This window comes from Paraburkholderia sp. BL27I4N3 (assembly GCF_003386115.1).
In the GTDB taxonomy this organism is placed as follows: domain Bacteria; phylum Pseudomonadota; class Gammaproteobacteria; order Burkholderiales; family Burkholderiaceae; genus Paraburkholderia.
Genome location: NZ_QREJ01000001.1, coordinates 4,869,129 through 4,895,129 on the forward strand (window position 1 = coordinate 4,869,129; position 26,001 = coordinate 4,895,129).

The window sequence follows — 26,001 nt, forward strand, 5'->3', positions numbered from 1 at the left end:
CGCACCACCCATGAACGAAGCGACTCTGCGCCACATCGGCGTGCCGTACTACACGCAATGGGGCAGTCCCGAATGGGTCGGCCGGATCGTCGAGCAGCACAGCGACCCGTGCGCCGATCCCGGCTGGCAGCGCAGCGGCTTCTCCGATCCGGAGCGTTACCGCTTCTGGGCCAAGCGGCTGTGCGGTCTGACGTGCCTCGAGTCGGTGCTCGACTATTGGCGCATTGATCACGCGCCGCGCGCCGCGCTGCTCGACGAAGCGTTGCGGCATGGCGTGTACCGCATGCGCGAGGATGGCGGCGTCGACGGTTTGATTTACCGGCCGTTCGCCGAGTGGGTGGCCGCCGCGTTCGGCGTTCGGGTCGACGTGCTGCCGCAAGCGCCGCTCGAAGACATGGCCGCGCGCCTGAACGCCGAGACGCTGGCAATCGTCTCCGTGAGCCCGGAGATCCGTTATCCCCAGCGGCCCAATCAGCGCCAGGGCGGTCATCTGATCCTGCTGCACGGACGCGGCCGCGATGGCGTGTGGTTCCACAATCCCTCGGGTATCGCGCCGCATCAGGCCGATGTGTATCTGCCGTTCGACACCATGACGCGTTTCTACGCGGGACGCGGCATGACGCTCAGCCGGGTCGCGCGCTAGCCGCGGCGGGCGGCGTTTTTTTGTCGCACGGTGAAAGGGGTGATTGGGCCCGTTTTCTGCTGATACGCGGTATCGACTCTAGTGCTACCGGAACCGCCATGAAACGAACCTACGCCCTCCTTGCTGCCAGCTTGATTGCTCTTGGCTCCGCTGCCACGGCGACTGCGGCCAGCCGCGACGAACAGACCAAGGCCTGCCGGGGCGACGCCATGCATTTTTGCGCCGCCGACATCCCGAACGAAGACAAGATCACTGCCTGCATGAAGCAGCACGTCGATGAACTGAGCCCGGCATGCCGCGCGATGTTCAAAGGCGGCAAGAAGGGCAGCGATAAAAATACGACGCAGTGACGGCAGGGCGGTTTAACGTCCCGCTGTCGCGATCCGGCCCCGCAGCGCGTCCGGCGTCGTAGAATCGCTTGTCATCGACTGCGGGAGCCGCCGCGTGCCTGAATCGCCCAAGCCGGAGCCACGTCTGCCGCGCTTCCGTTTGCCGCGCCGCGCCCGCACGCCGTGGCAGGCGCCGCGCGCCCGCACGCTGTTCACGCGGCCAGCAGCGTCCCCGCAACGCATGCTGCTGCAGCGCGTCTATCTGGTGGTCGGCCTGTGCGTGCTCGCCTTCGCCGTGCTCTATCTCGATCGGGACGGCTTGCGCGATGCCAACCGCAAAGTCCTCGGCATCGTCGATCTGATGTATTTCACGATGGTGACGGTAGCCACCGTCGGTTACGGCGACATCGTTCCGGTGACCGCCCGCGCGCGGCTCATCGACGCCTTTTTCATCGTGCCGATCCGCATCGTCATCTGGTTCGTGTTTCTCGGCACCGCCTATCAGTTCGTCATTCAACGCGTCATCGAGGAATTCCGCATGAAACGCCTGCAAAAGCAGTTGCGCGATCACGTCGTGATTTGCGGCTATGGATTGAGCGGTTCGGTCGCGGTGCGCGAGTTGCTGGAAAGCGGTTTCGCCGCGGAATCGATCGTCGTGATCGATCCGCAGCAGGCGGCGCTCGAAGCGGCCACGGCGCTCGGCGTCGCCGGCCTGCTCGGCGATCCGTCGCGCGAGGATCTGTTGCAGCAGGCGCAGGTGCAGATCGCCCGCGCGGTGATCATTGCCGTCACCGACGACGCCACCGCGATCCTGCTCACGCTGACCGTGCGCAGCGTCGCGCCGCAGACCAAGATCGTGGTGCGGATTCAGGAGCAGACCTACCAGCGGCAATTGCGCCAGGCCGGGGCGAACGTGATCGTCTCGTCGACCAAGATCGGCGGCTTGCTGCTTGCCGACGCGGTGGACAGCGAATACATCGTGCCCTTCGTGAACGACCTGTTATCGGCACGCGGCCGTGTCAACCTGGTCGAACGTCGCGCGACGGCGCAGGAGATCGGCCGCTGGAGCAATGCGCTGCCGGGCGCGGTGGTGGTGGGTCTCGTGCGCGCGGGGCGCGTGCTGTCGTTTTACGAAGACGAGCCGTGTCCGATCGAGGCGGGCGATCTGTTGATGCTGATCCAGTCGTCGCGGTAGCCGAATGAGACGCCCGCCGCCTGCTAGCCCATCCGAACTCAAACTTTTGCCAAACACCGGAACAACCTGCCCATGACCCAGCCGACCACGCAGACTTTCGACGCCGCCGCGACCACCCGGCTGATTCCCTACGCCGCGCTTGTCGATGCACTCAAGCGCGCGACCATCGACTATGCGCAGCGGCGCATTGCGAGTCCCGAGCGGCTGGTCGTGCCGCTCAACGAAGACGGCATCATGCTGTCGATGCCGGCCACCGCGCCCGATCTCGCGATCCACAAGCTGGTCAACGTATGCCCGGCCAATCGCGCACGCGGCCTGCCGACCATCCACGGCAAGGTGATGGCGTTCGACGCCGACACCGGCGAGACGCTCTTCATTCTCGATGGCCCGACCGTGACGGGACGGCGCACGGCGGCAATCTCGATGCTCGGCATCGACACTTTCGCCGCGGCAACGCCGCGCGAATTCCTGCTGATCGGCACCGGCACGCAGGCGCTCAACCATCTGGAGGCGATCGGCGAACTGTTTCCCGACGCGCGAGTGTGGGTGAAGGGCAGCGCGCCTGCGCGCGCCGAGGCGTTTTGCGCCGCGCATCAGGGCAAGGCGCGTGATCTTCAGCCGCTGATCCAACCCGGCGCCACGATCCCCGACTCGGTCGATGTAGTGATCGCGCTGACCACGAGCAGACAGCCGGTCTACGACGAGGCGGCGCGCGCGGAGCGCCTCGTGATCGGCGTCGGCGCATTCACGCCGGCGATGGTCGAGATCGGCGCGCGCACCCTCGGCGAAAGCGCACTTTTCGTCGACGACGAAGCCGGCGCGCGCCACGAAGCCGGCGACTTCATTCAGGCGGGCGTCGACTGGGCTCAGGTCGGCGGCATCGCTTCGGTGCTCGACAATGCAGTGTCGTTGCCGCAAAAAAAACCGATCGTATTTAAAAGCGTCGGCTGTGCGGCGTGGGATCTGGCGGCGTGCCGCGTGGCGCGCGAGGCGTTGTCAGGAGGTTGAAGGCTTGGGGGGAAAACCCACGTGAGAGGGCCGCGCATGGCCTGCGGGCATGCTTTGCGACAGGACAGGGCGTGCCCGCCAACACCGAAAAAGGTCCTGAAAACAGGCCTTTAGCGCGCCAGGTTGGCATATTGCGCGAACCTGAGGCACATGTTGCCGTGCAAACAATCTCAAAACGTTGCACCATAGGCGTTTGCCAGAAGAAGTGCCGGTGCGCCGGCACCGCGCCGCTGCTTTTTTCTGCACGCTTTTTTCTGCCGTTCACCGACGCCTTATCCCTCACGACGCTGCGACCGCGCTATGACGACCCAACACGCTTCTGCCACTCCCGACCTGCCGCTCGACATGATCATCTTCGGCGGCACCGGCGATCTGTCGTTTCGCAAGCTGCTGCCTGCGCTCTACATGGCGCATCTGCACTGCAATCTGCCGCCGAACACCCGCATTCTCACGATTGGCCGCAAGCCCTGGTCGCGTGAGGAGTACATCAACGAATTCATGGAGCTGAAGGCGAAGCCCTTCATCGAAAAGAAAGCGTTCGATGCCGGCGCCTGGGACAAGTTTCTCGCGCTGTTCGAGTACGTGCGCATGGACGTCGACTCGGTCGAAGACTATCAGCGCCTGAAAGAAGTGTCGCGCGAAGGCGTGCGCCGCGTGTTCTATCTCGCGACGTCGCCGGATCTGTTCACGAACATCTGTGACAACCTCGCCGCCGCGGGCTTGATCGACGCCAACTCGCGCGTCGTGCTCGAGAAGCCGCTGGGTCACGATCTGGCCTCCGCGCAGGAAATCAACACGGCGGTCGGCAAGCATTTCAGCGAAGCGCAGATCTACCGGATCGACCATTACCTCGGCAAGGAAACCGTGCAGAACCTGATGGTGCTGCGCTTCGGCAATCCGATTTTCGGCCCGCTGTGGCAGGCGCCGTATATCAAGAGCGTGCAGATCACCGTGGCGGAAACGGTCGGCGTGGGCAGCCGCGCGGGCTTCTACGATAAAACCGGCGCGCTGCGCGACATGGTGCAGAACCACTTGCTGCAACTGCTGTGCATCGTTGCGATGGAGCCGCCGGTGTCGCTCGACCCGGACGCGGTGCGCGACGAAAAGCTCAAGGTGCTGCGCTCGCTGCGGCCCATGACGCCCGAGGATATCGCGCGCGATACCGTGCGCGGCCAGTACACCGCGGGCGCCGTGGACGGCGAGGCCGTGAAAGGTTATCAGGAAGAAGACAACGTGCCGGCGGGCAGTCGCGCCGAAACTTTCGTTGCGTTGCGCGCGCATATCAACAACTGGCGCTGGGCGCACGTGCCGTTTTTCCTGCGCACCGGCAAGCGGATGCAGAAGAAGGTGTCGGAGATCGTCATCGAATTCGCCGAACTGCCGTTCTCGATTTTTCCGAAGGGCGGGCGCAATTACGGCAATCGTCTGGTGATCCAGTTGCAGCCGGAAGAATCGATCCAGTTGCAGGTGCTGGCGAAGGAGCCAGGCAGCGGCATGCACATGCTGCCGGTGAATCTGAATCTGGATTTGCAGCAGGCCTTCACCGAGCGTCGCGCGGAAGCGTATGAGCGCTTGCTGATCGACGTGATTCGCGGACGCCTCACGCATTTCATGCGGCGCGACGAACTCGAAGCGGCGTGGGCATGGGCCGAACCGATTCTGGAAGGCTGGGGCAAATCGGGTGAGAAGCCGCGCGGTTATACGGCGGGCACGTTTGGACCGGCGGCTTCGACGGCGCTGATGGCGCGCGAAAACGCGGTGTGGGCGGAAGAGTCGCAATAAGCGGTTTTCACGCTGGATGGCAATGCACGCAAGTGTTGGCGAGCCACGAAGTTGGCAGCCGAAGCCTATCGCCTGCTGGACAGACGCTTCGATGCGAATACGCTTATGAATCCAACAACGACGGCGGCGATGAGATAACCCGACACGATAAGGAGAGAGTTAGTCCACGCCTCGATATCGTAGGCATCTGGCGTCCAGTCGGGATACAGGGAACGCAGCAGCCATCTCACGAAGTCCGCAAGCCATAGCGGTATTTCAAACGAAAGCTGTTGCGATCCCCAGGCGAAAGCTGTCCCCAGTGCAAACCAAACGGCCAGCGAGCCAATGCACCATCGAAGCAATCGCGCAGGTTTCATCGGACCTCGACCCGCCCGTATGCTTGCATGTCACCTCCGGGCACCTGCATGGCAGGTTTGAACGCGCGGATATAACGTTGGAGTCGCTCAAAATCAGCCGGACTCTTCACGGTGATGCAGCCTTCGCTGAGGCGCCTTTCACCCTCGGGGTGAAGGCGAAACTGGCCTCGCCGAATGCCGTGGGTCATTGTGATATCGCCGCCGTGTGGATTCCAAAGCATGAACCACGTGTGCCGGTCAGTACTACCCGCGTGTTCGGCGATAAAATCTCGTAGCCCGCCCAGGCGTCCGCCCGATTGCCGGTCGACTAGATAATACGTGCCGGGGGGAATGGGGCCCACATTCACATCGGCCACATCGTCAGGATTGTCCCGACCTATCTTCTGCCCTGAGTAAGCCTCGACCTCGCCGAAGCCCGAGCAAACCAACCGCGAAGTTTCTTTTCGATTGAGAGTGAAGCTACAGAACACGGGCATTGTTTTTTCCGTAGTCGGGAGAACCTCCTTGTAGCATTGCTCTTGCACGTCTGTACATAAGGCGAGCGCATCCTTGACGTTGTTTTACACAGGTCGATTCGATACGCATATCAAGGCCGTCGAGGACGAAAGCGAGCCCGCGCGACGATGGGTCACAGAGTTCCTATAGTCCGCGTCGAGGAAGTGACTTGCTTAAGGCAACGAAATCGTCAACGTAGCCGATTGCGGACCGAGCTTGACCACCTGCGAATACGGCGCGAGCGAACGCAAGGTCTGATCACGCAGATAAGTATTCAGCCCGAGATAAGCCAGCAATCCCACCAGCGCGAACACCGCGCCGATCGACCACAGCGGCACCTCGCGCTTCAGACGGTGCGCGACCTGATCGGGCAGCGGCCAATGCGGCGCGAACTGCGCGCGCTTGCCCTTCAGATGAGCGATTTCGTCGCCGATGCGCGCGGTCAGATACGCGAGCTTCTCCGGTCCCTCGAGCAGATACTTGCCCTGATAACCGAGCAGCAGGCACATGTGAAACACCTCCAGCGACTGCAAGCGTGCCGCGCCTTGTGCGCGGCACTCCTCGAGATACTGGAAAAATTTCTCGCCCGCCAGTTGCTCGCCGAACAGCACCAGTTGCAGCGGCCGGCGCTCCCATTCCGTGCGGATCCTGAAGGTGGACGACAACACCGATTCGTCGATGGCCGCGCAGAACGCAAACTTCGACGCGTAGACATCTTCGGCCGACGCATTGAGCTTCTTCGCGCCGCGCTCGAAGTCGCCGAGGAACTGCTGGATGCGCTGGCTGAATTCCTGCGCGTCGCCGGGCTCGCGGCCGTTCTTCAACAGGAACAACATGAAGAAACCGTCGTACAGCAGATCGAGCAGCGAGCGCACCTGATAGCTCGGCTCGGTGATCGGGGCGGGCGCGGCGGCAGGCGTGCTGCCGCCAAAGAGGGATGGCGCGTAGCTCATGATGTGACGGCGATCAGTTCGAGTTGAAGATCGTTGATGCCCGACGGCGCGTAGATCATTGCCGACTGAGCCTGCAACATACGGTCATACAGCGCGCCGCGCGATTCGAACGAGAAGTAGCACGCGCCCGGACGCACCGGAATGGCGGGTGGCACCTGCGGCGTGTAGACGAGCCGTACGCCCGGCATGGCCGAGAGCACCAGCTTGTCGACGTCGTCCGGCGCGCCGACCTTGAAGCGCGCGGGCACGGCTTCCACGAGCTCGGCGGTCGGCATATCCGCCGATACCGCGATGTAGAACATGGTTTTGTCGTCGATCTTGCCCGAGTCGAGCCGGCCCGCATGGAACGACGGACGCACTTCCTCGAGCGCGATCGCGAAATAGCGCGTGGAGATCACGGTTTCGAGCAGATCGCGCAGGATCGTGTCGAGACGCGCGAAGCCGGGGCCCGGATCGTCGTGGCGATACGCCGGCAAATCGGAGAGCGCATAGCCTTTCGAAAACGTCATCAACTGGCCGGCGAGCCGCAGCAGTTCCTGAAACAGGCGTTCGGGATGCAGCGCCGAATGCTGGTACAGATGCGCGAGCGAAGCGAACGCCGCGCTCGCGGTATGCAACAGCCAGAACGAGGCGATGTCGCCGGAACGGAACTCGATGATGTTCTTGGTTGGCTCGCGGTGAAAACCGTATAACGCGTTGACCTTGGCCTGCAAGGCGTCGATCAGTTGACGCAGGCGCTGATGCAGGGTCGGCGAGGCGTCGATAGCAAGGCAGGGCGGCACGAACGTGTCGTCGATTTCGAAACCGCTCGTAGCGGTGCGGCGTACCCGCACGAGCGGCACCGAGAGCAGTTGATCACGCGGCTCGCTATGCGCGATCAACTTGACGCTGGTCTTCAGGAAGGTGATGTCGGCTTCGGCGGCGTCGGTGAAATGATCGGCCACCGGCGTCTGTTCGCTGACGTAACGCGAGACGAAACCGGCGTTGCTGTCCTGCGCATAGTTCGCACCGGTTTCGCGCAGCGGATGCAGCGCGAGATAAAACGTGAATTCGTTGATGCCGTCAGGAAGCGTATCCAGCGCGATGGGCGGCGGCAGGTCGTCGGCCTGAGGCGCGGAGTAAAGCGCGCCGTCGGGAAACACTAGCGAGAGTTCGCTCATGCGCAGCACGTTGCTGCCGAGCGCGTCGCGATCGAAGCGCGCCGAGCGCACGCCCCAGTTATACGGCTGGATCGCCTGGATCGACTCGAACAGGCGCGCCTCGTGATAAGCGTCCTGACGCTGAAAATGCTGCGGCCTCAGAAACAGGCCTTCCCCCCATAGCACTTTTGCGGAATAACTCATCTCAAACCCGTTATATGCGTTATGCGTGTGGCGCACCCGGAGATAACCGATTCGAGCGCCGAATTGTTAATTGCTTAAAAAATGTTAAATCGCATTTGACCGGCATCTTTATCCGCAGCTTACCGAAGAAAGCATATTTAGCGCTTGCGCCGGCAGTCCCTGGTCTGGCGGGATCACCGTGCCATTGGTCACCGTCATTGCACAGTTATGCAGGCCGATCATTATGCCGGATTTCTCCGACTTCGCCGGGTCGAAGGCGAATTTCCAACGCTGCATTGCCGGATCACGGAATAGCGCGACGATACCGAATGCCTGCGCTTCTCGCGAGACTTTTTCGGTAACAACGTAGCGCTGGCCCGGGATCAGCGTTACTTCACGCACGCCCAGCAAATCACCGCCCAATACGGACTTTTCCTTTGCTGGATCGGTAAATGCGTCGAACGGCGCCTGCTGGAATGAAGTCGGGTCTTTCAGTACGTAAAGCCGCACCACCAGCGCCAATGGCCGTTTGTCATTCGCGGCATTCAGATTCGACGCTGCATATAAGGTGAGGCCGAGATTGCGCGGCGGTTTCTGGGCGTCCGGCAGCTCCGGCTTGCCGAGGCCGCTTGCCTGCAAAGCCGCGTTGGCAGCGGCTCCGAGCACCGTCACGCCGGCCGCGCAGCCGCCCAGAAGCGCGCAGACCGCCGCATTGGCGATCAAAAGCGATGCATAGCGAATAACACGCGAATTCATATACATCGACCGGCTTGGCGCCGTCCCCCGTCAAAACATCAATAACGAACTCAATCCGGCAAATTTGCAGCCTCGCTATGCCACTTAATGCCGCGATATGCAAAGCGCTTGTAACTGCCGGCGCTACCGGGCCGGCAACCGGAGAGTGGAAATTTTTTCCGGTATCCGCAGTGCTGCTATTGCGCCAGGAAACAATTTCTGCATGTTTCGTTTAAATGATCCGCATGCATTTTTTTTGTGCAATCCTTCTTCACACGAAAGTTGAATTATCGAAAATTGGCCTGTACTATACCCGCGCACTTCAAGCAAAGCAAAACTCCGGTTTCTCCTTGAATTAAAAAATTCGCACGTCGGTGAAAAACGATGAATGAGCGTCTGTTAGTAAAACTATCTGGGGTTGTGTTGGCATGCGGCGTGATGGCCGGTTGCGCAACACAGGGCAACAACGTGGCGACCACACCGGAGGCTTTTAATAAGCAACTCGCGGATGCCGATACCGTCGCAAAGGGCGGCGATCAGGATCGCGCTATCGCGCTTTATCAGCAGCTTTCCAAATCCGATCCGACGCGTGAAGAACCGTGGTCGCGTATTGCGCAGATCCAGTTCACGCAAGGTCATTACGGTCAGGCAATCGTGGCCGCGCAAGAAGCATTGCAACGCGATCAGACGGATCGTCAGGCAAAGAGCGTGCTCGCGGTGGCCGGCTTGCGCGTCGCCACGCAATCGCTCGGCGAATTGCGGCAGGACGCGTCGCTCGCGGGCGATGCCAAGTCGGACGCGCAAGCGCTCGCCAAGCAGCTGCGCGACACGCTCGGCGAAGCCACGCTGTTCCCGCCCGACCCGAGCGACAAGCCAGCGGTGAAGAAGAAGCGCGTGGTTCGTCACGTCGCCAAGGGCAAGCCTGCAGCGGAGACGCCGGACGCTACGACCGGCGCCGCTGCGCCCGCCGCCACGCCGGCAGCGCCCGCAGCACCCGCCAAAGCCGCGCAAAGCAGCGGCGCGTCCGATCCGTTCAGCGCACTGCGCTGATCCACACGCCTGATCCATCAGCACCGGGAGCCGACGATGGCGAAGAAAGAAAGCATTCAAAAACGCTTGCAAAAAGTGCGGCCGCCCCGCGTTCAGTTGACCTATGAGGTCGAGCGTGGCGATGCGATCGAGGTGAAGGAACTGCCGTTCGTCGTCGGCGTGGTGGCCGATCTGGCGGGGCAGTCAGAAGTCGAGCAGCCGAAGCTGCGCGATCGCAAGTTCGTCAATATCGACCGCGACAACTTCGACGACGTGATGAAGGCAATCGAGCCGCGCGCCGCGTTTCAGGTGGAAAACCGCCTGAGCGAAGCCGGCGGCAAATTCGCGGTCGACCTGCGCTTCAAGTCGATGGCCGATTTCAATCCGGACGAAGTGGTCGCGCAAATCGAACCGCTGCGGCGCCTGCTCGAAGCCCGTTCGAAGCTCGCCGATCTGCGCAACAAGCTGGCCGGCAACGACAAACTCGAAGACCTGCTGAGCGAAGTGCTCAACAACACGCAGCAGTTGCAAACCCTGGCGAAAGACCAGAGCAACGCGGCGGACCAGCACGGCGGCGCGCCGGACCACGACAAGCAGGGCGAATAAGCACGGGGTGTGAGATGAATCAGCAAACGGCAGCAGCCCAACTGGCGACCGCGCAAAGCGGTACGGAATCCACGCTGCTCGACGAAATCGTCGAGAAAAGCCGCGTGGCGAAGTCCGATTCCGAGCACGCGCGCGCGAAAGACCTGATCGGTGAGCTCGTGCATCAGGTGCTCGACGGCACGGTGGTGGTGTCCGACAACCTGTCGGCCACCATCGACGCGCGCGTCGCCGAACTCGACCGCCTGATCTCCGCGCAGTTGAGCGCGGTGATGCACGCGCCGGAATTCCAGCGCATGGAAAGCACGTGGCGCGGCCTCGACTATCTGTGCAAGGAAAGCAACACCGGGGCAACGGTCAAGATCAAGGCGCTGCATGCGCCCAAGCGCGACCTGGTGCGCGACTTCAAGACCGCGATCGAATTCGATCAGAGCGCGCTGTTCAAGAAGATCTACGAAGAAGAATTCGGCACCTTCGGCGGTTCGCCATTCGGCACGATCGTCGGCGACTTCGAAGTGACGCGTCAGCCGGAAGACATGTACTTCATCGAACAGATGTCGCACGTTGCCGCGGCCGCGCATGCGCCGTTCATCGCGTCGGCGTCGCCCGAACTGATGGGCCTCGATACCTTCGCCGACCTCGGCAAGCCGCGTGATCTCGGCAAGGTGTTCGACACGGTCGAATACGCGAAGTGGAAGTCGTTCCGCGACGCTGAAGATTCCCGCTACGTCGGTCTCACGCTGCCGCGTTTTCTCGGCCGCCTGCCGTTCAATCCGAAAGACGGCGCCACGGCGGAGGGTTTCAACTTCGTCGAAGACGTGGACGGCACCGATCACAGCAAATACCTGTGGTGTAACGCAGCGTGGGCATTCGCCGCACGCCTGACGGCCGCATTCGACGACTTCGGCTGGTGCGCGGCGATTCGCGGCGTGGAAGGCGGCGGCCTGGTCGAAGACCTGCCCACCCACACCTTCAAGACCGACGACGGCGAAGTCGCGCTGAAATGCCCGACTGAAATCGCGATTACCGACCGCCGCGAAAAGGAACTGAGCGACCTCGGCTTCATTCCGCTCGTGCATTGCAAGAACTCCGACTACGCCGCGTTCTTCGCCGCGCAATCGGTGCAGAAACCCAAGAAATACAGCACCGACAGCGCGAATGCCAACGCGGTCCTGTCCGCGCAATTGCAGTACATCTTCTCGGTATCGCGCGTCGCGCACTACCTGAAGGCGATGATGCGCGACAAGATCGGCAGCTTTGCATCCGCGCAGAACGTCGAAGTATTCCTGAACCGTTGGATCTCGCAGTACGTGCTGCTGGACGACAACGCAACTCAGGAGCAGAAGGCGCAGTTCCCGTTGCGCGAGGCGTCCATTCAAGTCTCGGAGATTCCGGGCAAGCCCGGTGCGTATCGTTCGGTCGCATTCCTGCGTCCGCACTTTCAACTGGATGAGCTGTCGATCTCTTTGCGGCTTGTCGCTGACCTGCCGAAACCGGCTAATTCATAAAGCAAAGCAAGTCAGTTGGCTCGGGCTGGCCGCCCGGGTCAGCTGTTGAAACCACCTCTTTGGGGAGTCGATGAGTTATGAAGGATATCTATTTAAAATTCGGCAATCCGGCGATCAAAGGCGAGTCTGCCGATAAGGATCACGCTGGCTGGATCGAAATCGATTCGTGGAGCCACTCGATCACGCAACCGCGTTCGGCAACGGCTTCCACGGCAGGTGGTCACACCTCCGAGCGCTGCGAACACGCCGATATGCAGTTCACGAAAGACATCGACGTGGTCAGTCCGCTGATCTATCAACACGCGTCGGGCGGCACGACGTTCGACGAAGTCACGATCGACTTCATGCGTTCGGACGGCGAAGGCAATCGCATCAAGTACCTGGAAGTGAAGCTCAAGTATGTGATCATTTCGAGCGTGACGCCGAGCGTGGTGGGCGAAGGCCTGCCGACCGAACAGTTCTCGCTGAAGTACGCTGCCGTGCAGTGGAAGTACACGCAGCAGAAGATCGGCGGCAACCAGGGCGGCAACGCGCAAGGCGCGTGGAGCCTGACGAAGAACGACAAGACGTACGCGGTCTGATGCAAGGGCGCACGCGGCGCGCGTGGCTCGAAAGAGTTGCCGCGCGTTAGGTGCGCCGCGCATCGATCCGCTTCTTCGGACGCTGATGAAACGCTTCGAACCCAGCTTTCTCGACAAGCTGTTCGACGACGAACCGCATCTGCCGGCTTCCCCGGCGATGCGGCAATTGTCGTTGGATGAATTGAAGAGCACCGTCGCGCGCGACGTCGAGGCGATCCTGAATACGCGCATCGCGCTGACCGAACACGAACTGGCGGCGCTGCCGGAATGTCAGCGCTCGGTGCTCACATACGGTCTGAACGATTTCGCGGGCTTGAGCCTTGCAAGCCATTACGACCGCACGTTCATCTGCAAATCGATTCAACAGGCGATTGCGCGGCACGAGCCGCGCTTGCAGCAGGTGGCAGTCACGCTCGAATTGAACGAACAATCCACCAATGCGCTGAACTTTGCGATTCAGGCGCTGCTGGTGGTGCATCCGGCGGAAGAACCGGTGAGTTTCGATGCAATGTTGCAGCCGTCCACATTGCAATACTCGGTTACGCGCGCACGCGCGAAGTTGTAGTGGGTGTTTTTCTGAGTAGTTGTGTTGAGAGTACCGCTTTACCGCAACCGTTACGCGCAACGGCTGCGATGAACCAGGCGGAGAAGTGTCAGGTCCGGGGATAAATCGATGGAAGAATTGCTGCCGTATTACGAGCGCGAGTTGTCATTTCTGCGGCGCTATTCGCGCGACTTCGCCGAGCGCTATCCGAAGATCGCGGCGCGTCTCGCCATGTCCGGCGAACACTGCGAAGACCCGCATGTCGAGCGGATGATCGAGTCGTTCGCGCTACTCGGCGCGCGCATCAACAAGAAACTCGACGACGATTACCCCGAATTCACCGAAGCGCTGCTGGAAGTGCTCTATCCGCACTACCTGCGGCCGTTCCCGTCGTGCTCGATCGCGCAATTGGGCACGTCCGCCGCGCTGAGTCATCTGACCGAACCGGTGGTTGTCGAGCGCGGCACCGAACTCAAGTCGCGGCCCATTCGCGGCGTGCAATGCCGTTTCCGTACCGCGTACGATGTGACGCTGGCGCCGATCCGTATTTCCGAGGCGAAGTACACGTCGGTGGCGATGGCGCCGAGTGCGACCGTGCTGCCCGGCAATGCCACGGCGATCGTATCGATCACCTTTGAATCGACGGCGGCGCAACTCGACCTCACGGCGCTGAAAGTCGGCAAGCTGCGCACGCATTTGCACGGCGAACAGTCGTTTATCGCAGCACTGGCGGACTGTCTGTTCGTCAACGGCATGGCCACATACGTGGAAGCCGACCGCCGCGGCGTGTGGAAACAACTGCGCGAATCTCCGGTCGTGCAAGCGGGCTTCGACGAAGACGACGCGCTGATCGACTATCCTGCCAAATCGCATCCGGCGTACCGGTTGCTGACCGAATACTTCGCGTTCCCTGAAAAATTCAATTTCGCCGACTTCGATCTGGCGGCGATGACACGCGCGAGCGGCCGCTGCCAGCGTTTGACGCTGCATGTCGTGTTGAAGGAGGTGCGCAGCGATTCGCACATGGCGCGCCTGCTGGATTCATTGTCCGCGCATCATTTCCGCCTGTTCTGCACGCCGGTGGTGAATCTGTTCGAACAGCACGGCGAGCCGATCCGTGTCAGCCATCAGGCGATTTCTTATCCGGTGATCGCCGAAGTGCGCCGCGCGTTCGCCTATGAGGTCTATTCGATCGATTCGGTGAAACTCGTCAGGCAGCAGGCGCACGAAGAATCCGTGATCGAATTCCGGCCGTTCTATTCATTGCATCACGGCGAAGCGGCTCGCGCGGGGCATTACTGGTTCGCGCGGCGCAACGACTGGGTCGCGCAGAAAAGCCCCGGCTACGAGACTGAAATCTCGATCGTCGATATCGACTTCGAACCGGCCGCACCGCAGACTGATACCTTGAGTCTCGATCTGACGTGTACTAATCGCGATTTGCCTGCTGGTCTCGCAGTGGGGCTGGACGGCGGCGATCTGTTTCTCGAAGGCGGCTCGCTGACCGGCAGCATCTCGATGCTGCGCCGGCCTACGCCAAGCGTGCGTTTCGAACGCGGACGCGCCGCGCATTGGCGATTGATTTCACATCTGGCGTTAAATCACGTCTCGCTCGCCAGTAGCGGTTTGTCCGCGCTCAAGGAAATGCTCGTGCTTTACGACTTGCGGCGCACGGCGGTGTCCGCGCGGCACATCGACGGACTGGTCGGCATCGAGCAGCACGCCGCCGTGCAATGGCTGCCGGGCAAACCGTTCGCCACTTTCGTGCGCGGTATAGAGATCCGTTTGACGATCGACGAAGAACATTTCGTCGGCACGAGTCTCGCGTCGTTCGTGCGCGTGATCGACACGTTTTTCGGGCTGTACGTGCATCTGAACAGCTTTGTGCAACTGGTCGTCGTGTCGAAGCGCACCGGCGAGGAGATCCTGCGATGCAAACCGCGCAGCGGCGAATCGATCCTGGCGTAGTCGAGCAACTTCTCGACGAGCCGCATCGCTTCGAATTTTTTCAGGCGGTGCGGATTCTCGAGAAGTGGTTCGCGCAGCAATCGCCATCTCACGCGGGACGTCCCGGCGAAGTCGTCGCGCAGCGGATTGCTTTTCGCAATTCGCTGTCGATGTCGTTCCCGCCGAGTGAGATTCACGGCGCGCAGTCTTTTGACAATGCAGGCGCAGCGCTGAAAGAAAAGTCGCAGCGCACGGCAGCGCTCGAGGACGGTTCGCTCGATAAGGTGGATATCACGCCGGCCTTTTTCGGCCTGCTCGGCGGGCAGGGCGCTCTGCCGCTGCATTACACCGAGCAGATCATCGCGCGTGAACAGATCAAGCGCGATCGCGCCGCGCGCGAGTTCTTCGATGTGTTCTCGAATCGCGCGACGGCGCTGTTCTACGCGGCGTGGAAGAAATACCGTCTGCCGTTCCACTACGAACTGGATCGCGACGAACGTTACCTGCCGCTTTTGCTCGCGCTCGCCGGTGTCGCCGACGACGACACGCGCAACAGCCTGCAAAGCGGCAAGGGCGCGCTATTCGACGAAGCGATTGCCGGCTACGCATTGGCCGCGCGGCATCGGCCGGTATCGGCGGCGTATTTGCAGCGCACGCTCTCGGAGTACTTCAAGGTGCGGGTGCGCGTCGAGCAGTTCGTCGGCAAATGGTACGACGTGCCGCGCGATCAGTTGACCTTGCTCGGCAGCGTCAACGCGACGCTCGGCGCGACCGCGCTGGCGGGCGAGCGCGTCTGGCAGCGCGACATGCGCGCGCGGCTCGTGATCGGACCGCTCGACAAGGCCGATTACGAAGCGTTTTTACCCGGCGCAGAGCGGGCGGTGGCGCTCGAACGCATGCTCACGCTGCTGGCCGGCGTCACGCTCGAATACGAGGTGTCGCTGGTGCTGCGCCGCGAAGCCGTCGGGCCGAGCCTGTTGAGCAAGGGCGCGCGCCTCGGTTGGGACGCGTTCCTGTGCACGAAAGACGCCGACCGTGACCGCGCGGATGCCCGCTACGAATTGCACGTGATTCACTGACTATAACGACAGAACCCGGACCCGGATCGCACGACATGAGCACGTCCCTCAATACCCTGATCGCCAAACTGAATCCGACCTGCCGGCAGGCGGCTTTGCTGGCGGCGAACAATTGCCTCGCGCGCGGTCACTACGAGGTCGACCTCGAGCATCTGCTGCTGGCGCTGCTGGACGAGCCGGCCAGCGACATCGCACTGGTGCTGCGCGCGAGCAGGATCGACGCGCATGCGTTGCGCGCGGATCTCGAGCGCGAGTTGCAGCGTTTGAAAACCGGCAATACGCGCACGCCGGTGTTTTCGAAGCATCTCATCGAGCTGCTTGAACAGGCGTGGCTGATTGCGTCGCTCGATTCGCAGATCGGGAGGATCCGTTCAGGACACCTGTTGCTGGCGCTGCTGAGCGCGCCGGATCTCGCGCAATTCGCCGAGCGCATGTCGCCGTTGCTGCGCGATGTGCGCGTAGCCGACCTGAAGCACAAGTTCGATGAACTGACCGCGGGCTCGCGCGAAGTCGAGCGCAGCAACGAGACGCAAAGCGCGGGAGACAACGCGGGCGATCCAGTCGCGACCGCTACCGCACCGGGCACGCCGTCTAAAACGCCGGCGCTCGATACCTACACGAGCAACCTCACGCAGCGCGCGCGTGAAGGCAAGATCGATCCGGTGATCGGCCGTGAAGGCGAGATTCGCCAGACCATCGACATTCTGATGCGCCGCCGCCAGAACAACCCGATCATGACGGGCGAGGCCGGTGTCGGGAAAACGGCGGTGGTCGAGGGTCTCGCCCTGCGCATCGCCGCCGACGACGTGCCCGCGCCGCTCAAAGGCGTGGCGCTGCACGTGCTCGACATGGGACTGCTGCAAGCCGGCGCGAGCGTGAAAGGCGAGTTTGAAAACCGCCTGAAAAACGTGATCGATGAGGTCAAGAAGAGTCCGCATCCGATCATTCTCTTTATCGACGAAGCGCACACCATCATCGGCGCCGGTGGCCAGGCCGGGCAGAACGACGCGGCCAATCTGCTGAAACCGGCGTTGGCGCGCGGCGAATTGCGCACCATCGCTGCCACCACGTGGAGCGAATACAAAAAGTACTTCGAGAAAGACGCGGCGCTCGCGCGGCGTTTTCAGGTCGTGAAGATCGAGGAGCCGAGCGAGTCGCTTGCCGCGGCCATGTTGCGCGGCATGGCCGCGTTGATGGAAAAGCACTTCAACGTGCGCGTGCTCGACGATGCGATTACCGAAGCGGTGCGGCTGTCGCATCGCTACATCAGCGGCCGGCAACTGCCGGATAAAGCGATCAGCGTGCTCGACACCGCTTGCGCGAAAGTCGCGCTTGCGCACAGTTCGACACCCGCAGCCATCGACGACAAAAAAAAACGCCTCGAACGTATCGACGCTGAAATCGCCGCACTGGAACGCGAAGTAGCGAGCGGCGCATTGCACGATGAACGGCTCACCGAATTGCGCGGCCTGCGTGAACAGGACCTCAAGGATCTCGCCGAAGACGAAGCCCGCTACGATAAGGAACGCGTTTTGGTGACGGAGATCGTCGGCTTGCGCGCGGACATCGACGCGGCGCGTGTGAGCAGCGCGGACCCGGAGCAGGCGGATAAAGCGCAGCAGGCGCGCGCAACGCTGGCCACGCGCGTCGCCGAACTGCACGCGTTGCAAGGCGGCCAACCGATGGTGCCGTTGCAGGTCGATGCTCATGTCGTCGCCGAAATCATCGCCGCGTGGACCGGCATTCCGCTCGGCCGCATGGTCAAGGACGAAATCCAGACCGTGCTGAACCTGCAGCCGTTGCTGGCCGCGCGTGTGATCGGCCAGGACCACGCGCTCGAAGCGATTGCGCAGCGCGTACGCACCGCAAGCGCGAATCTCGAAGACCCGAACAAACCGCGTGGCGTGTTCATGTTCGTGGGACCCTCGGGCGTCGGCAAGACCGAAACCGCGCTGGCGCTGGCCGACGTGCTGTACGGTGGCGAGCGCAAGATGGTCACGATCAACATGAGCGAGTATCAGGAAGCGCACAGTGTGTCTGGCCTGAAAGGTTCGCCGCCGGGCTATGTCGGTTATGGCGAGGGCGGTGTGCTGACCGAAGCGGTGCGCCGCAATCCGTATTCCGTGGTGCTGCTCGACGAAGTCGAAAAGGCGCACCCCGACGTGCTCGAAATGTTCTTCCAGGTGTTCGACAAAGGCACGATGGATGATGCCGAAGGCCGCGAGATCGATTTCCGCAACACGTTGATCATTCTGACGTCGAACGTCGGCTCGCAGGCGGTGATGCAGGCCTGCCTGAACAAGGGCGTGGAAGAACTGCCCGACGCCGATGAACTCGCGGAAACCTTGCGCCCGCAGCTATACAAAGCATTCAAACCGGCATTTCTCGGACGCATGAAAGTGGTGCCGTACTATCCGATTTCCGACGACGTGCTCGCCGAAATCATCGAGTTGAAACTCGAGCGCATTCGCCGCCGTATCGAGTCGAATCACAAGGCGGTGTTCGAGTGGGACGAGTCGCTGGTCGATGCGGTGCTTGCACGTTGCACCGAAGTGGATTCCGGCGCGCGCAATGTGGATCACATTCTGAACGGCACGTTGTTGCCCGAAGTGGCGCAGCAGGTGCTGGAACGTGTGGCGAACGGCGCGACGATCGAACGCATTGCGGTGCGCGCGAGCGAGGCGGGTGAGTTCGATTACACGGTGGTGTGAGCGGACGCGCCAAATTGTTTTAATGCCGTACCCGATACTTATTGCTTCCTTTCATGCCGATTAATCTAGACACCTTGCTGGCTCCGCTCAGCGAAACCTCGCCCTGTGGCGAAGATCTGCTGTTTTCGGCGGATTTCGACGCAATCCAGCACGCGCGCCGTTTCGAAGACCCGTCGCTCGATCAGGGCGAATGGGTCACGGAGGTCAAGGAAGCCGATTGGGCTTTCGTGGTCGAGCGTTCGGCCAGTCTGCTGCAGACGCAGACCAAGGACTTGCGCCTCGCGGTGTGGCTTACCGAAGCACTTGCGATCGATGAGGGCGTCAACGGTCTTTCGCAGGGTTACGCGCTACTGACGAAACTATGCGAGCGCTACTGGGACCACGTGCATCCGCTGCCGGACGGCGATGACACCGAGTATCGCCTCGGCAATGTCGCGTGGCTGGTCGGGCGCACGGGAGATCTGCTGCGCGCCATGCCGCTCACGTCGTCGCAGGGCAATGCGTACAGCACGATCGATTGGGACGTGGCTACGCACGTTGCGCAAGCCGTTAAACGCGATCCGGATCACGCCGACGATATCGCGCGCGGCAAGCCGTCGATCGATCAGATCGAGGCGTCCAAACGCGCTACACCGCCGGCGTTCTATTCGACGCTGCTAGTCGATCTGAAGGCGTTCGAAGCGGCAATGCTCGCGCTCGAACAGGAACTGGACCGGCGCGCGCCCGATTCCGCGCCGAGTTTCCGTCAGGCGAAGGACGCTTACGAAAACGTCTACCGGCTGGCCGAGCGTTTTGCGCGCGAAATCGGCGTGAGCGCTGAAGCGTCGTCCGCTAAAGCACCCGCGGCGCACGAGCAGGACCGCGCCGAGCCCACCTTCAAGACCGCACCGCAACGCGAGGAACCTGTGTTGACGACCATGCCGACGAGTCCAGTTGCAGGAATCCAGAGCCGCGCGCAGGCCGTCGCGCAATTGCGTGCGGTGGCCAGGTTCTTTCGCGCGACCGAGCCGCATAATCCTGCCGCGTATTTCGCGGAAAAAGCTGCGGAGGCGGCGGATATGCCATTGCATCAATGGCTTTCGACGGTGGTCAAGGACGATGGATCGCTCGCGCATATTCGCGAGTTGCTGGGCGTGAAGCCGGAAGAAAACAGCTAAAAAAGGCGGTCCGAACGAAAAAAAGCCTGGCTTCTCATCGAGGCCAGGCTTTTTTCATGCACGCTGCTGCGCAAACAGCAACCGTTCAAGAGCCCGCACGAAATTCGATCCGCCGATTCCGTGCCCGCCCGTCGGTCGTGTCGTTCGACGCGATAGGCTGATCCGGGCCGACGCCGGTCGTTGTCATCTGCTGCGGCGGAATGCCCTTCGCGACCAGATAACCCTTCACCGCATCCGCGCGCGCCTGGCTCAAGGCGATATTCGACGTGCGGTTACCGGAGTTGTCCGTGTGGCCGATGATTGCGACAGTCTTCGTCGTCATCTTCCCCATCGCGGCGGCCATCTGATCGAGAATCGCGCGGCCTTGCGGCGTGAGCGTCGCGCTGCCGGTTTCGAATTCGATCGTACGATTCGCGAGCGTCTGATCGAGCAGGCCTTGTTCGGACGCACTCACACGTAGTCCATTCTTGATCGTGTAAGTCGGGTTCAACGCATTCGCCATGTCGCTCGCAAGTTGCTGGCGCTGCGATTCGTTGTGTACTTCGCCCTTCACGTCGATCTGCGTGCCGTCGATTTTCAGCTGGCCTTTGCTGATCTGCTTCAACTGCGGGCCGATCAGCTTCTGCACATTGGCGGACCAGTTCGGCGGCGTCGCCACATCGGCGACTTCAATTTGATCGACCACGTTGGCCGCGCCGTACGTGTCGCGCAGGCGCGCGAGCACGGCCGCCTTGGTCGCTTCGTCAGGCACCTTGCCGCCGACCACGACCTGGCCAGGCGTCGCATTGGCGGGCGGCGGCGCCGCGGTGATCGCGCCGGTGCCGGCGCCGGTCGTACCGCTCGCGAGTCCGGCCGTGCTCACTGCGGGCCCCGCATTGCCGACTGAGGCCGAAGCGGCCGGCGGCAACACCGTGGTGTGAATCGAAACGCCGCTATTGTCGACTGGCGTGACGCGAGCGGGGCCGTCGTTGTCGGCATGCGCGAACGCGCTGAGCAGAAGACCCGCGAGCAGCACCGTCATGCGTGCGGTGGATGTGTTGTTCAGCATCGTGTCACGCTCCCGTGAATGCTTCGCGGAACGTGTCGATGCTGACGCGCAGCGACAGTTGCGGTTGGTCGAGATAACTGACGAGCTTGCTGATGCCATGATCGTTTTGTGCGTGTTCGTCGATCCATTCGGGATCGTCGATATCGATGTTGTGCGCCGCGTACGACTGCGGATCGACCACGCTATGCAGCGTTTTGGCCGAGGCGCCGTTAAAGCCGATGATGAGCCGCTCGCGCTCGGCAATCGTGCCGATAAAAATCGCCAGTTCGAAATCTGCCTGCGCGACGAACGGCGCAACCAGCTCGAGCCAGAACGCGGCAACGAGACTGCGATAGAACGGGTCGTTCGGCAGCGGCAAGGTCAGCCCGCGTTCGAGATGCGACGAGCCGCTTTGCATCACTGGACGCAGCAGTGAGCCGAGCGCCAGCATCGCGCCGCGCAAGCGCACCGGATGGCCGCTCGCCAGCAGCATTTGTTCGAGCCCGGCGAGTGTCTGGTGTTCGACGAAGTCGTTGAAGGTGCCGTCGTGCGGATTGCCCGGACCGCCGCCGATCTCGATCGGCACTTGCGTTTCGCCGAGCGCCTGCAGTGCGCCGGGCGGTTCGCTGGCGCCGAGCAGCGGCTTCATTTGCGCCGCGACGCGCGACCACAAGCGCGCGAAGGCGAGCGGACTGTGCGCGAGAAACGTCAGCGGCTTTTCGACTTCGAGCGCGGTCGCGGCAAGAAACGGAAAGCGCCGCGACGACTGGTCGTGGCTCGCCATCATATGCCCGGCAATCGCCAGCTTGCTGCGCGAACCGAGGAACGCGAAGTGCATCGGCTTGGCGTTTTCGTAGACGATCTTCCAGCGCGGATCGTCGGTGAGCAGTTCCATGGCTTCGGCGATCCAGCGGTCGAGCGTAGCCAGCAATTGCGGGTTATGCGCGCTTTTCACGAAGTCGCCGCGCGACGGGATCTTGCCGAAGTAGGCGATTTGCGCCTGCACGGTTTGCGTCATTGCGCACCCCCTGTATTCGAAACCGCGGTGGCGGCGGTGGCCGGGCGTGCCGCCGGGGAAGCCGGCGCGGGCGCGGCGCCTGGCGCACCCGCAGCCGTCGCGTTGACCGAGTTCGCCGCCGCGCTCACATCCGCCACCGAGGACGGCAGCCGCAAGCCGCGCAAGCTCTGCTGCTGCGGCGCATCGCTGCTGCCGCTCGAAGCTTGCGACGTGCTGATGATGCGCATGCTGACCGCTACCGTCACGCTGCCTTGCGTCCACGACAGATCGAACGTGCCGTCCGGACGACGCTTGCGCTGCGCCGAGTTGATCAGCTTCTCCAGACCGTAGCGGCCCGGTTCGTTCACCAGTTGCAGCGTGCGGCCGTCGAATGTGGTGGCGTTCAACGTCGCGCCTGGTGAGCCCGACGGATTCGGCCACACGAAGTTGGTCCACTGCGGCGGCGTGTTGCGGTAGCGCATCTGCTGGCCGTCGATTGCCAGCGTGTATTCCGTCGTGCCGCTGCTCGGCTGCGGCAGAATCTGGAACACGGTCTGCGGTTCGGCCGAACCCTGGGCCGCCGTCGCACCCGCCGCGCCACCGGCGAGCGGCGCCACCCAGCGCGCAAAGCCGCTGGTGAAGTCGGGCGTGAGGGCGAGTCCCATGTCGCCCCATGTGCGGGCCGTCAGCGTGTCGCCACGACGCACCGCGAGCGGTCCGAGCGTGGTGCCGACGAACTTGGCGATCGCGCCGTCCGGGCCGAACACCTGGGCGATCTCGCCCGCGCCGGCTTCGACCTTCGCATCGCTCGCGAACGGATACTTGTTGGCGAGCGAACCCTGGAAGCTTTGGTACACCTGCGCGTTCCACACCTTGTTGACTTCGACGCTGGCCGGCTGGATCACCACCGCGTACGCCGCCATCAACGGACGCACGAGCAGCGGACGCAGGGCCTTGCGCTGCGAGTCGGTGAGACCCGTGAGCATCTGTTCGTCGACGTACTTCAGCGAATCGGCAAGTTCGGAACCGCTGCCGTCGAGCGTCTGCTGCATCAGCTGACGCGCGCCCGGTCCCGGATCGCCCTGGTTCTTGATCACGTTAAAGCGCGTGCGAACTTTTGACAGCGTCTCCATATAGCCCTTGAGCATCGACCCGTTGTCGCCGCTCACGACGATGCGGCCCAACGCCGAGAACTCCTGGCCGATCGGACCCATCGGCACTTCAACCGGATTGCCGTTGATGTCGATATTCGCGTTGATCTGGCCGGTCGGCGCACGCGAGAACAGGTTCTTCACCCAGCTCGTCACACCGGTTTGCGCGCGCTTCAGATTCGCGTTGAAGAGCGACGGGTTGTCCCAGGAAGTCTGGTCGTACGCGGTTTCGAGCACCTTGCGGATTGGCGAGTCCTGCGGATCGCCGAGACGGTTCATCGCATCCACCGCCTGGCCGAAACTGCCGAAGCTCTGCACCGCAATGCCTTGCATGAACTTTTGCCAGTGCATCGCGTACTCGGTCTTGTACATCGTGACGAGCGCTTTCTGGATCTGTTCGGGGCTGCCTTCCAGCGTCAGATCGTCGTGCGCGGACGTGTTGAGCACCCAGTCCTTCGCCTGCAGCTCTTTCGTGGCGGCGTCGCGAATCGCGGGCTGCACGTACTGGAACCACGCTTCACGCGTAAAGGTGCCGGGGATCGCATAGCTGCCCGCCACCAGCGCCGTATTGTTTTCGCCGACGATGCGCGCGATCGTCATTGGCGCGAAACGGGTCGACGCACGCGCCTTGATTTCCTCGTAGACGCGCTGACGGGCCGGCATGCCGCGCACCACGCGGCGCAGGTTCTCTCGCGTTTGATCGACGAGGCCAAGGTTCTGGTCGATCATCGGCCAGTCGTCGTCGGACACGCGCGCGAGATAGAACGTAATCATGCGTTCGGCGCTGCGGATCATCTCGTCGCGAGGCATGTTGCCGCGATTGGTTTCGAGCCAGCCGCGCCAGAAGCGCGCAACCTGATCGGTGAGGTGAGCGGTTTCCACATGACGCTTGTCGCTCAGCATCAGGTAGGTCTTGAGCGCGTTGTACGCATCTTCGACGTTGGTCGGCGAGGCGTCGCTATACAGGCCGCCCTGGCTGTTCGCGCTCATGGCCGAATGGGTGGAGACCGGAATCGCGGCAGCATCCGGCGCGCGATTCAACGGCGCGAGCTGATCGGGATGCGCGTTGACGTCCTTCAGGAACGACGCGAGATTCTGCGAGACCGGATCGAGCAGGATCTGACGCACGCCGTTGTAGTACTCGGTGAGCAGGCGCTGTTCGAGGCGATCGCCCTGATACAGGCCGAGCGACACCGCGAGCGGCCTGTCGCGGCGGAACTGTTCGAGCTGGTCGATGCGGTCCTCGAGCACGTCCATGGCCTGCAGCCGCGATTGCAGATCGTTGCGGTTCTGCTGCAGGCGCACGACATTATCGAGGTCGGCTTGCACGTTCGCCGTGAGCTGCTGGTTGTTGACCGTCGACCAGGTCCAGCCGCCGAGCGCCAATGCGAGCACCGCGACGAAGCCGAAGAAGGTCGCATAGCGCATGCGCGTCTTGGCAGGGCTGGCGAATTGCCTGACCGTTTGCCGGTCGGCGAAGATCACCTTCGAGAACAGATCGCGCAGGAAGAAGCCGTTCTTCGAGAACGCGCTGTGTGGCTTGGGCAGGCTGTCCGAACTCAGGCCGAAACGGTTCGCAATGCGTGTGGCTGCGGCGCTATTGGTTTCGCCTTCCTGCAAGGCACTGGTGAAATAGAAGCCGCGGAAAATCGGCTTGTACTGGAACGGATTGGTCTCGAACAACGTGGCGAGGAACGCGCGCAACGCGGGCTTGATTGTCGAGAATTCGAGCGGGAAACTCAGCTGGCCCGGCGAGAGCTTATTGCCGCGATTGATCGACATCTGCGCGACGCTGATCTCTTTCAGGCCGTCGTACAGTTCTTCAAAGTGTTCGTCGAAGAGGCCCACCACGTCGCGCTTCTCGTCCGGCTCGTAGGGCAGGGTGGCGCCCCACACGCGATCGTATTCGTGACGCTCGCTGCCGCTGAAGAATTCGGTGAAGCCGGTAATCAGGTCGGCCTTGGTGAACATCACATACACCGGCGCGAACACTTCGAGCTTCTCGGTCAACTCCTGCACGCGCTGGCGCAAGTTCTTCGCGAGATTGATCGCGAATTCGGGCTTGCTGCTGGTTAGTTCCGCAATGCTCGCCGTGACGATGATGCCGTTGATCGGCGCCTTCGGCCGGAAACGTTTGAGCAGCCCGAGAAAGCCGAGCCATTCGGTGCGGTCTTCCTCATGCACGGAATAGCGGCCGGCGGTGTCGAGCAGAATGCCTTCGGTGGTAAAGAACCAGTCGCAGTTGCGCGTGCCGCCAATGCCGTGGATCACCGCGTTGTTCTTGTCGGCGAAGGGGAATTGCAAGCCCGAATTCAACACCGCGCTGCTCTTGCCCGCGGCGGGGTTGCCGATCACGATGTACCAGGGCAACTCATAGAGCGCCGAACCGCCCGAAACCTGACCGATCTTCGAGGTCTTGATGGTCTTCACCGCATCGACGAGACGCGTGCGCAGCACGTCGAGTTCGGCCTGGCGCGCGGGCGTGGGCGCGGGACCGGCCTCGGCCTGCTTCTCCGCCTGCTGCTCGAGCATTTCGCCGAGCTTGCGATTGGCGCGGCGCGCGCGCAGCCGGCGCACGATCCACACCAGCAGCCACAGCGCGATCACGGCGCCGAGCACGATGGCCGGCCACATCAGGTCGATCTGCAAGGTATCGGCGCCGATGAATAAAACAGCAGCGAGCGCGAGCAAGCCGATGATCGAGAGCGTGCGTGTGTGGGTCAACACGTTGAGAATGCGTCGCATAAGCCGTTCAGGTCTTGGTGATGAGTGTTGTGGCGCGTGCTGTAGCGGACAGCATGGCGCGCGTACGGCGTTTGAAATAAAACGAAAGCATATTCAGGCGAAAG

21 protein-coding genes are annotated in these 26,001 nt (G+C 62.2%); 14 read left to right on the plus strand and 7 right to left on the minus strand.

The annotated features are described in order from the left end of the window. Window positions 1-10: 10 nt before the first annotated feature. The 5 genes from B0G71_RS22215 to zwf all read left to right on the plus strand — a co-directional run bounded on the left by B0G71_RS22215 (window position 11) and on the right by zwf (window position 4,957). Complete coding sequence (locus tag B0G71_RS22215) at window positions 11-643, plus strand: C39 family peptidase (protein WP_116144189.1); 633 nt, start codon at window positions 11-13, stop codon at window positions 641-643. A gap of 98 nt (window positions 644-741) precedes the next feature. Then, the gene (locus tag B0G71_RS22220; RefSeq protein WP_116144191.1) at window positions 742-993 is read left to right on the plus strand and encodes a hypothetical protein; all 252 of its coding nucleotides are present in this window, start codon (window positions 742-744) and stop codon (window positions 991-993) included. A 94-nt stretch (window positions 994-1,087) separates the two neighbouring features. Continuing rightward, on the plus strand, window positions 1,088-2,167 hold the full coding sequence (locus B0G71_RS22225; RefSeq protein WP_181916808.1) for a TrkA family potassium uptake protein: 1,080 nt from the start codon (window positions 1,088-1,090) through the stop codon (window positions 2,165-2,167). Between the two features lie 72 nt (window positions 2,168-2,239). Beyond that, window positions 2,240-3,175: a bifunctional Delta(1)-pyrroline-2-carboxylate/Delta(1)-piperideine-2-carboxylate reductase gene (gene lhpI, locus B0G71_RS22230; RefSeq protein WP_116144193.1), complete on the plus strand. Its 936-nt coding sequence runs from the start codon at window positions 2,240-2,242 to the stop codon at window positions 3,173-3,175. Window positions 3,176-3,475: 300 nt separating this feature from the next. Then, window positions 3,476-4,957, plus strand: coding sequence for a glucose-6-phosphate dehydrogenase (zwf, locus tag B0G71_RS22235; protein ID WP_116121336.1), 1,482 nt, complete (start codon window positions 3,476-3,478; stop codon window positions 4,955-4,957). Window positions 4,958-5,309: 352 nt separating this feature from the next. Here the strand turns inward: zwf and B0G71_RS22245 are convergent, their stop codons facing one another. From B0G71_RS22245 to tssJ, 4 genes are all read right to left on the minus strand, one after another. Then, the gene (locus B0G71_RS22245; protein ID WP_116144197.1) at window positions 5,310-5,789 is read right to left on the minus strand and encodes a DUF2778 domain-containing protein; all 480 of its coding nucleotides are present in this window, start codon (window positions 5,787-5,789) and stop codon (window positions 5,310-5,312) included. Window positions 5,790-5,981: 192 nt separating this feature from the next. Continuing rightward, window positions 5,982-6,761, minus strand: a complete 780-nt coding sequence (gene icmH, locus B0G71_RS22250) for a type IVB secretion system protein IcmH/DotU (RefSeq protein ID WP_106280691.1) — start codon at window positions 6,759-6,761, stop codon at window positions 5,982-5,984. After that, window positions 6,758-8,104 (minus strand): type VI secretion system baseplate subunit TssK, encoded by a 1,347-nt coding sequence (tssK, locus tag B0G71_RS22255; protein WP_116144199.1) that lies wholly within the window; start codon window positions 8,102-8,104, stop codon window positions 6,758-6,760. The genes icmH and tssK overlap by 4 nt, the downstream gene beginning before the upstream one ends. Before the next feature lie 108 nt (window positions 8,105-8,212). Continuing rightward, window positions 8,213-8,839 (minus strand): type VI secretion system lipoprotein TssJ, encoded by a 627-nt coding sequence (gene tssJ / locus B0G71_RS22260; protein ID WP_116148773.1) that lies wholly within the window; start codon window positions 8,837-8,839, stop codon window positions 8,213-8,215. A 363-nt stretch (window positions 8,840-9,202) separates the two neighbouring features. Between tssJ and B0G71_RS22265 the strand changes: the two genes are divergently transcribed. From B0G71_RS22265 to tssA, 9 genes are all read left to right on the plus strand, one after another. Further along, complete coding sequence (locus B0G71_RS22265; protein WP_116144201.1) at window positions 9,203-9,868, plus strand: M48 family metallopeptidase; 666 nt, start codon at window positions 9,203-9,205, stop codon at window positions 9,866-9,868. 36 nt (window positions 9,869-9,904) lie between these two features. Continuing rightward, entirely contained in the window at window positions 9,905-10,453 is a 549-nt protein-coding gene (gene tssB, locus B0G71_RS22270) for a type VI secretion system contractile sheath small subunit (protein ID WP_106280696.1), read from the plus strand. 14 nt (window positions 10,454-10,467) lie between these two features. Then, window positions 10,468-11,958: a type VI secretion system contractile sheath large subunit gene (gene tssC, locus B0G71_RS22275; protein WP_012426790.1), complete on the plus strand. Its 1,491-nt coding sequence runs from the start codon at window positions 10,468-10,470 to the stop codon at window positions 11,956-11,958. Between the two features lie 77 nt (window positions 11,959-12,035). Further along, window positions 12,036-12,539 (plus strand): type VI secretion system tube protein Hcp, encoded by a 504-nt coding sequence (locus B0G71_RS22280; protein WP_020070381.1) that lies wholly within the window; start codon window positions 12,036-12,038, stop codon window positions 12,537-12,539. A gap of 85 nt (window positions 12,540-12,624) precedes the next feature. Further along, on the plus strand, window positions 12,625-13,104 hold the full coding sequence (gene tssE / locus B0G71_RS22285; protein ID WP_007176945.1) for a type VI secretion system baseplate subunit TssE: 480 nt from the start codon (window positions 12,625-12,627) through the stop codon (window positions 13,102-13,104). A gap of 108 nt (window positions 13,105-13,212) precedes the next feature. Beyond that, window positions 13,213-15,051 (plus strand): type VI secretion system baseplate subunit TssF, encoded by a 1,839-nt coding sequence (gene tssF / locus B0G71_RS22290; protein ID WP_116144203.1) that lies wholly within the window; start codon window positions 13,213-13,215, stop codon window positions 15,049-15,051. Continuing rightward, window positions 15,015-16,109 carry a type VI secretion system baseplate subunit TssG gene (gene tssG / locus B0G71_RS22295; protein WP_116144205.1) on the plus strand — a complete coding sequence of 365 codons (1,095 nt, stop codon included), beginning with the start codon at window positions 15,015-15,017 and terminating at the stop codon, window positions 16,107-16,109. The genes tssF and tssG overlap by 37 nt, the downstream gene beginning before the upstream one ends. Window positions 16,110-16,144: 35 nt before the next feature. Next, window positions 16,145-18,820, plus strand: coding sequence for a type VI secretion system ATPase TssH (gene tssH / locus B0G71_RS22300; RefSeq protein ID WP_116144207.1), 2,676 nt, complete (start codon window positions 16,145-16,147; stop codon window positions 18,818-18,820). Between the two features lie 53 nt (window positions 18,821-18,873). Next, complete coding sequence (gene tssA / locus B0G71_RS22305; RefSeq protein ID WP_116144209.1) at window positions 18,874-19,977, plus strand: type VI secretion system protein TssA; 1,104 nt, start codon at window positions 18,874-18,876, stop codon at window positions 19,975-19,977. A gap of 85 nt (window positions 19,978-20,062) precedes the next feature. On the opposite strand, the gene B0G71_RS22310 is transcribed toward tssA, so the two are convergent. From B0G71_RS22310 to tssM, 3 genes are read right to left on the minus strand one after another with little or no spacing between them, the layout of a single operon-like run. Continuing rightward, the gene (locus B0G71_RS22310; protein WP_116144211.1) at window positions 20,063-21,025 is read right to left on the minus strand and encodes an OmpA family protein; all 963 of its coding nucleotides are present in this window, start codon (window positions 21,023-21,025) and stop codon (window positions 20,063-20,065) included. 4 nt (window positions 21,026-21,029) lie between these two features. After that, window positions 21,030-22,022: a type VI secretion system-associated protein TagF gene (gene tagF, locus B0G71_RS22315; protein WP_106280708.1), complete on the minus strand. Its 993-nt coding sequence runs from the start codon at window positions 22,020-22,022 to the stop codon at window positions 21,030-21,032. Then, window positions 22,019-25,897, minus strand: a complete 3,879-nt coding sequence (gene tssM / locus B0G71_RS22320; protein WP_116144213.1) for a type VI secretion system membrane subunit TssM — start codon at window positions 25,895-25,897, stop codon at window positions 22,019-22,021. Before tssM ends, tagF begins: the two co-directional genes overlap by 4 nt. Window positions 25,898-26,001 lie beyond the last annotated feature (104 nt).

Coding starts and splice junctions, on each gene's coding strand:
- B0G71_RS22215 (WP_116144189.1), top strand. CDS start 11: ATGAACGAAGCGACTCTGCGCCACATCGGCGTGCCGTACTACACGCAA.
- B0G71_RS22220 (WP_116144191.1), top strand. CDS start 742: ATGAAACGAACCTACGCCCTCCTTGCTGCCAGCTTGATTGCTCTTGGC.
- lhpI (WP_116144193.1), top strand. CDS start 2,240: ATGACCCAGCCGACCACGCAGACTTTCGACGCCGCCGCGACCACCCGG.
- zwf (WP_116121336.1), top strand. CDS start 3,476: ATGACGACCCAACACGCTTCTGCCACTCCCGACCTGCCGCTCGACATG.
- B0G71_RS22245 (WP_116144197.1), bottom strand. CDS start 5,789: ATGCCCGTGTTCTGTAGCTTCACTCTCAATCGAAAAGAAACTTCGCGG.
- icmH (WP_106280691.1), bottom strand. CDS start 6,761: ATGAGCTACGCGCCATCCCTCTTTGGCGGCAGCACGCCTGCCGCCGCG.
- tssK (WP_116144199.1), bottom strand. CDS start 8,104: ATGAGTTATTCCGCAAAAGTGCTATGGGGGGAAGGCCTGTTTCTGAGG.
- tssJ (WP_116148773.1), bottom strand. CDS start 8,839: ATGAATTCGCGTGTTATTCGCTATGCATCGCTTTTGATCGCCAATGCG.
- B0G71_RS22265 (WP_116144201.1), top strand. CDS start 9,203: ATGAATGAGCGTCTGTTAGTAAAACTATCTGGGGTTGTGTTGGCATGC.
- tssB (WP_106280696.1), top strand. CDS start 9,905: ATGGCGAAGAAAGAAAGCATTCAAAAACGCTTGCAAAAAGTGCGGCCG.
- tssC (WP_012426790.1), top strand. CDS start 10,468: ATGAATCAGCAAACGGCAGCAGCCCAACTGGCGACCGCGCAAAGCGGT.
- B0G71_RS22280 (WP_020070381.1), top strand. CDS start 12,036: ATGAAGGATATCTATTTAAAATTCGGCAATCCGGCGATCAAAGGCGAG.
- tssE (WP_007176945.1), top strand. CDS start 12,625: ATGAAACGCTTCGAACCCAGCTTTCTCGACAAGCTGTTCGACGACGAA.
- tssF (WP_116144203.1), top strand. CDS start 13,213: ATGGAAGAATTGCTGCCGTATTACGAGCGCGAGTTGTCATTTCTGCGG.
- tssG (WP_116144205.1), top strand. CDS start 15,015: ATGCAAACCGCGCAGCGGCGAATCGATCCTGGCGTAGTCGAGCAACTT.
- tssH (WP_116144207.1), top strand. CDS start 16,145: ATGAGCACGTCCCTCAATACCCTGATCGCCAAACTGAATCCGACCTGC.
- tssA (WP_116144209.1), top strand. CDS start 18,874: ATGCCGATTAATCTAGACACCTTGCTGGCTCCGCTCAGCGAAACCTCG.
- B0G71_RS22310 (WP_116144211.1), bottom strand. CDS start 21,025: ATGCTGAACAACACATCCACCGCACGCATGACGGTGCTGCTCGCGGGT.
- tagF (WP_106280708.1), bottom strand. CDS start 22,022: ATGACGCAAACCGTGCAGGCGCAAATCGCCTACTTCGGCAAGATCCCG.
- tssM (WP_116144213.1), bottom strand. CDS start 25,897: ATGCGACGCATTCTCAACGTGTTGACCCACACACGCACGCTCTCGATC.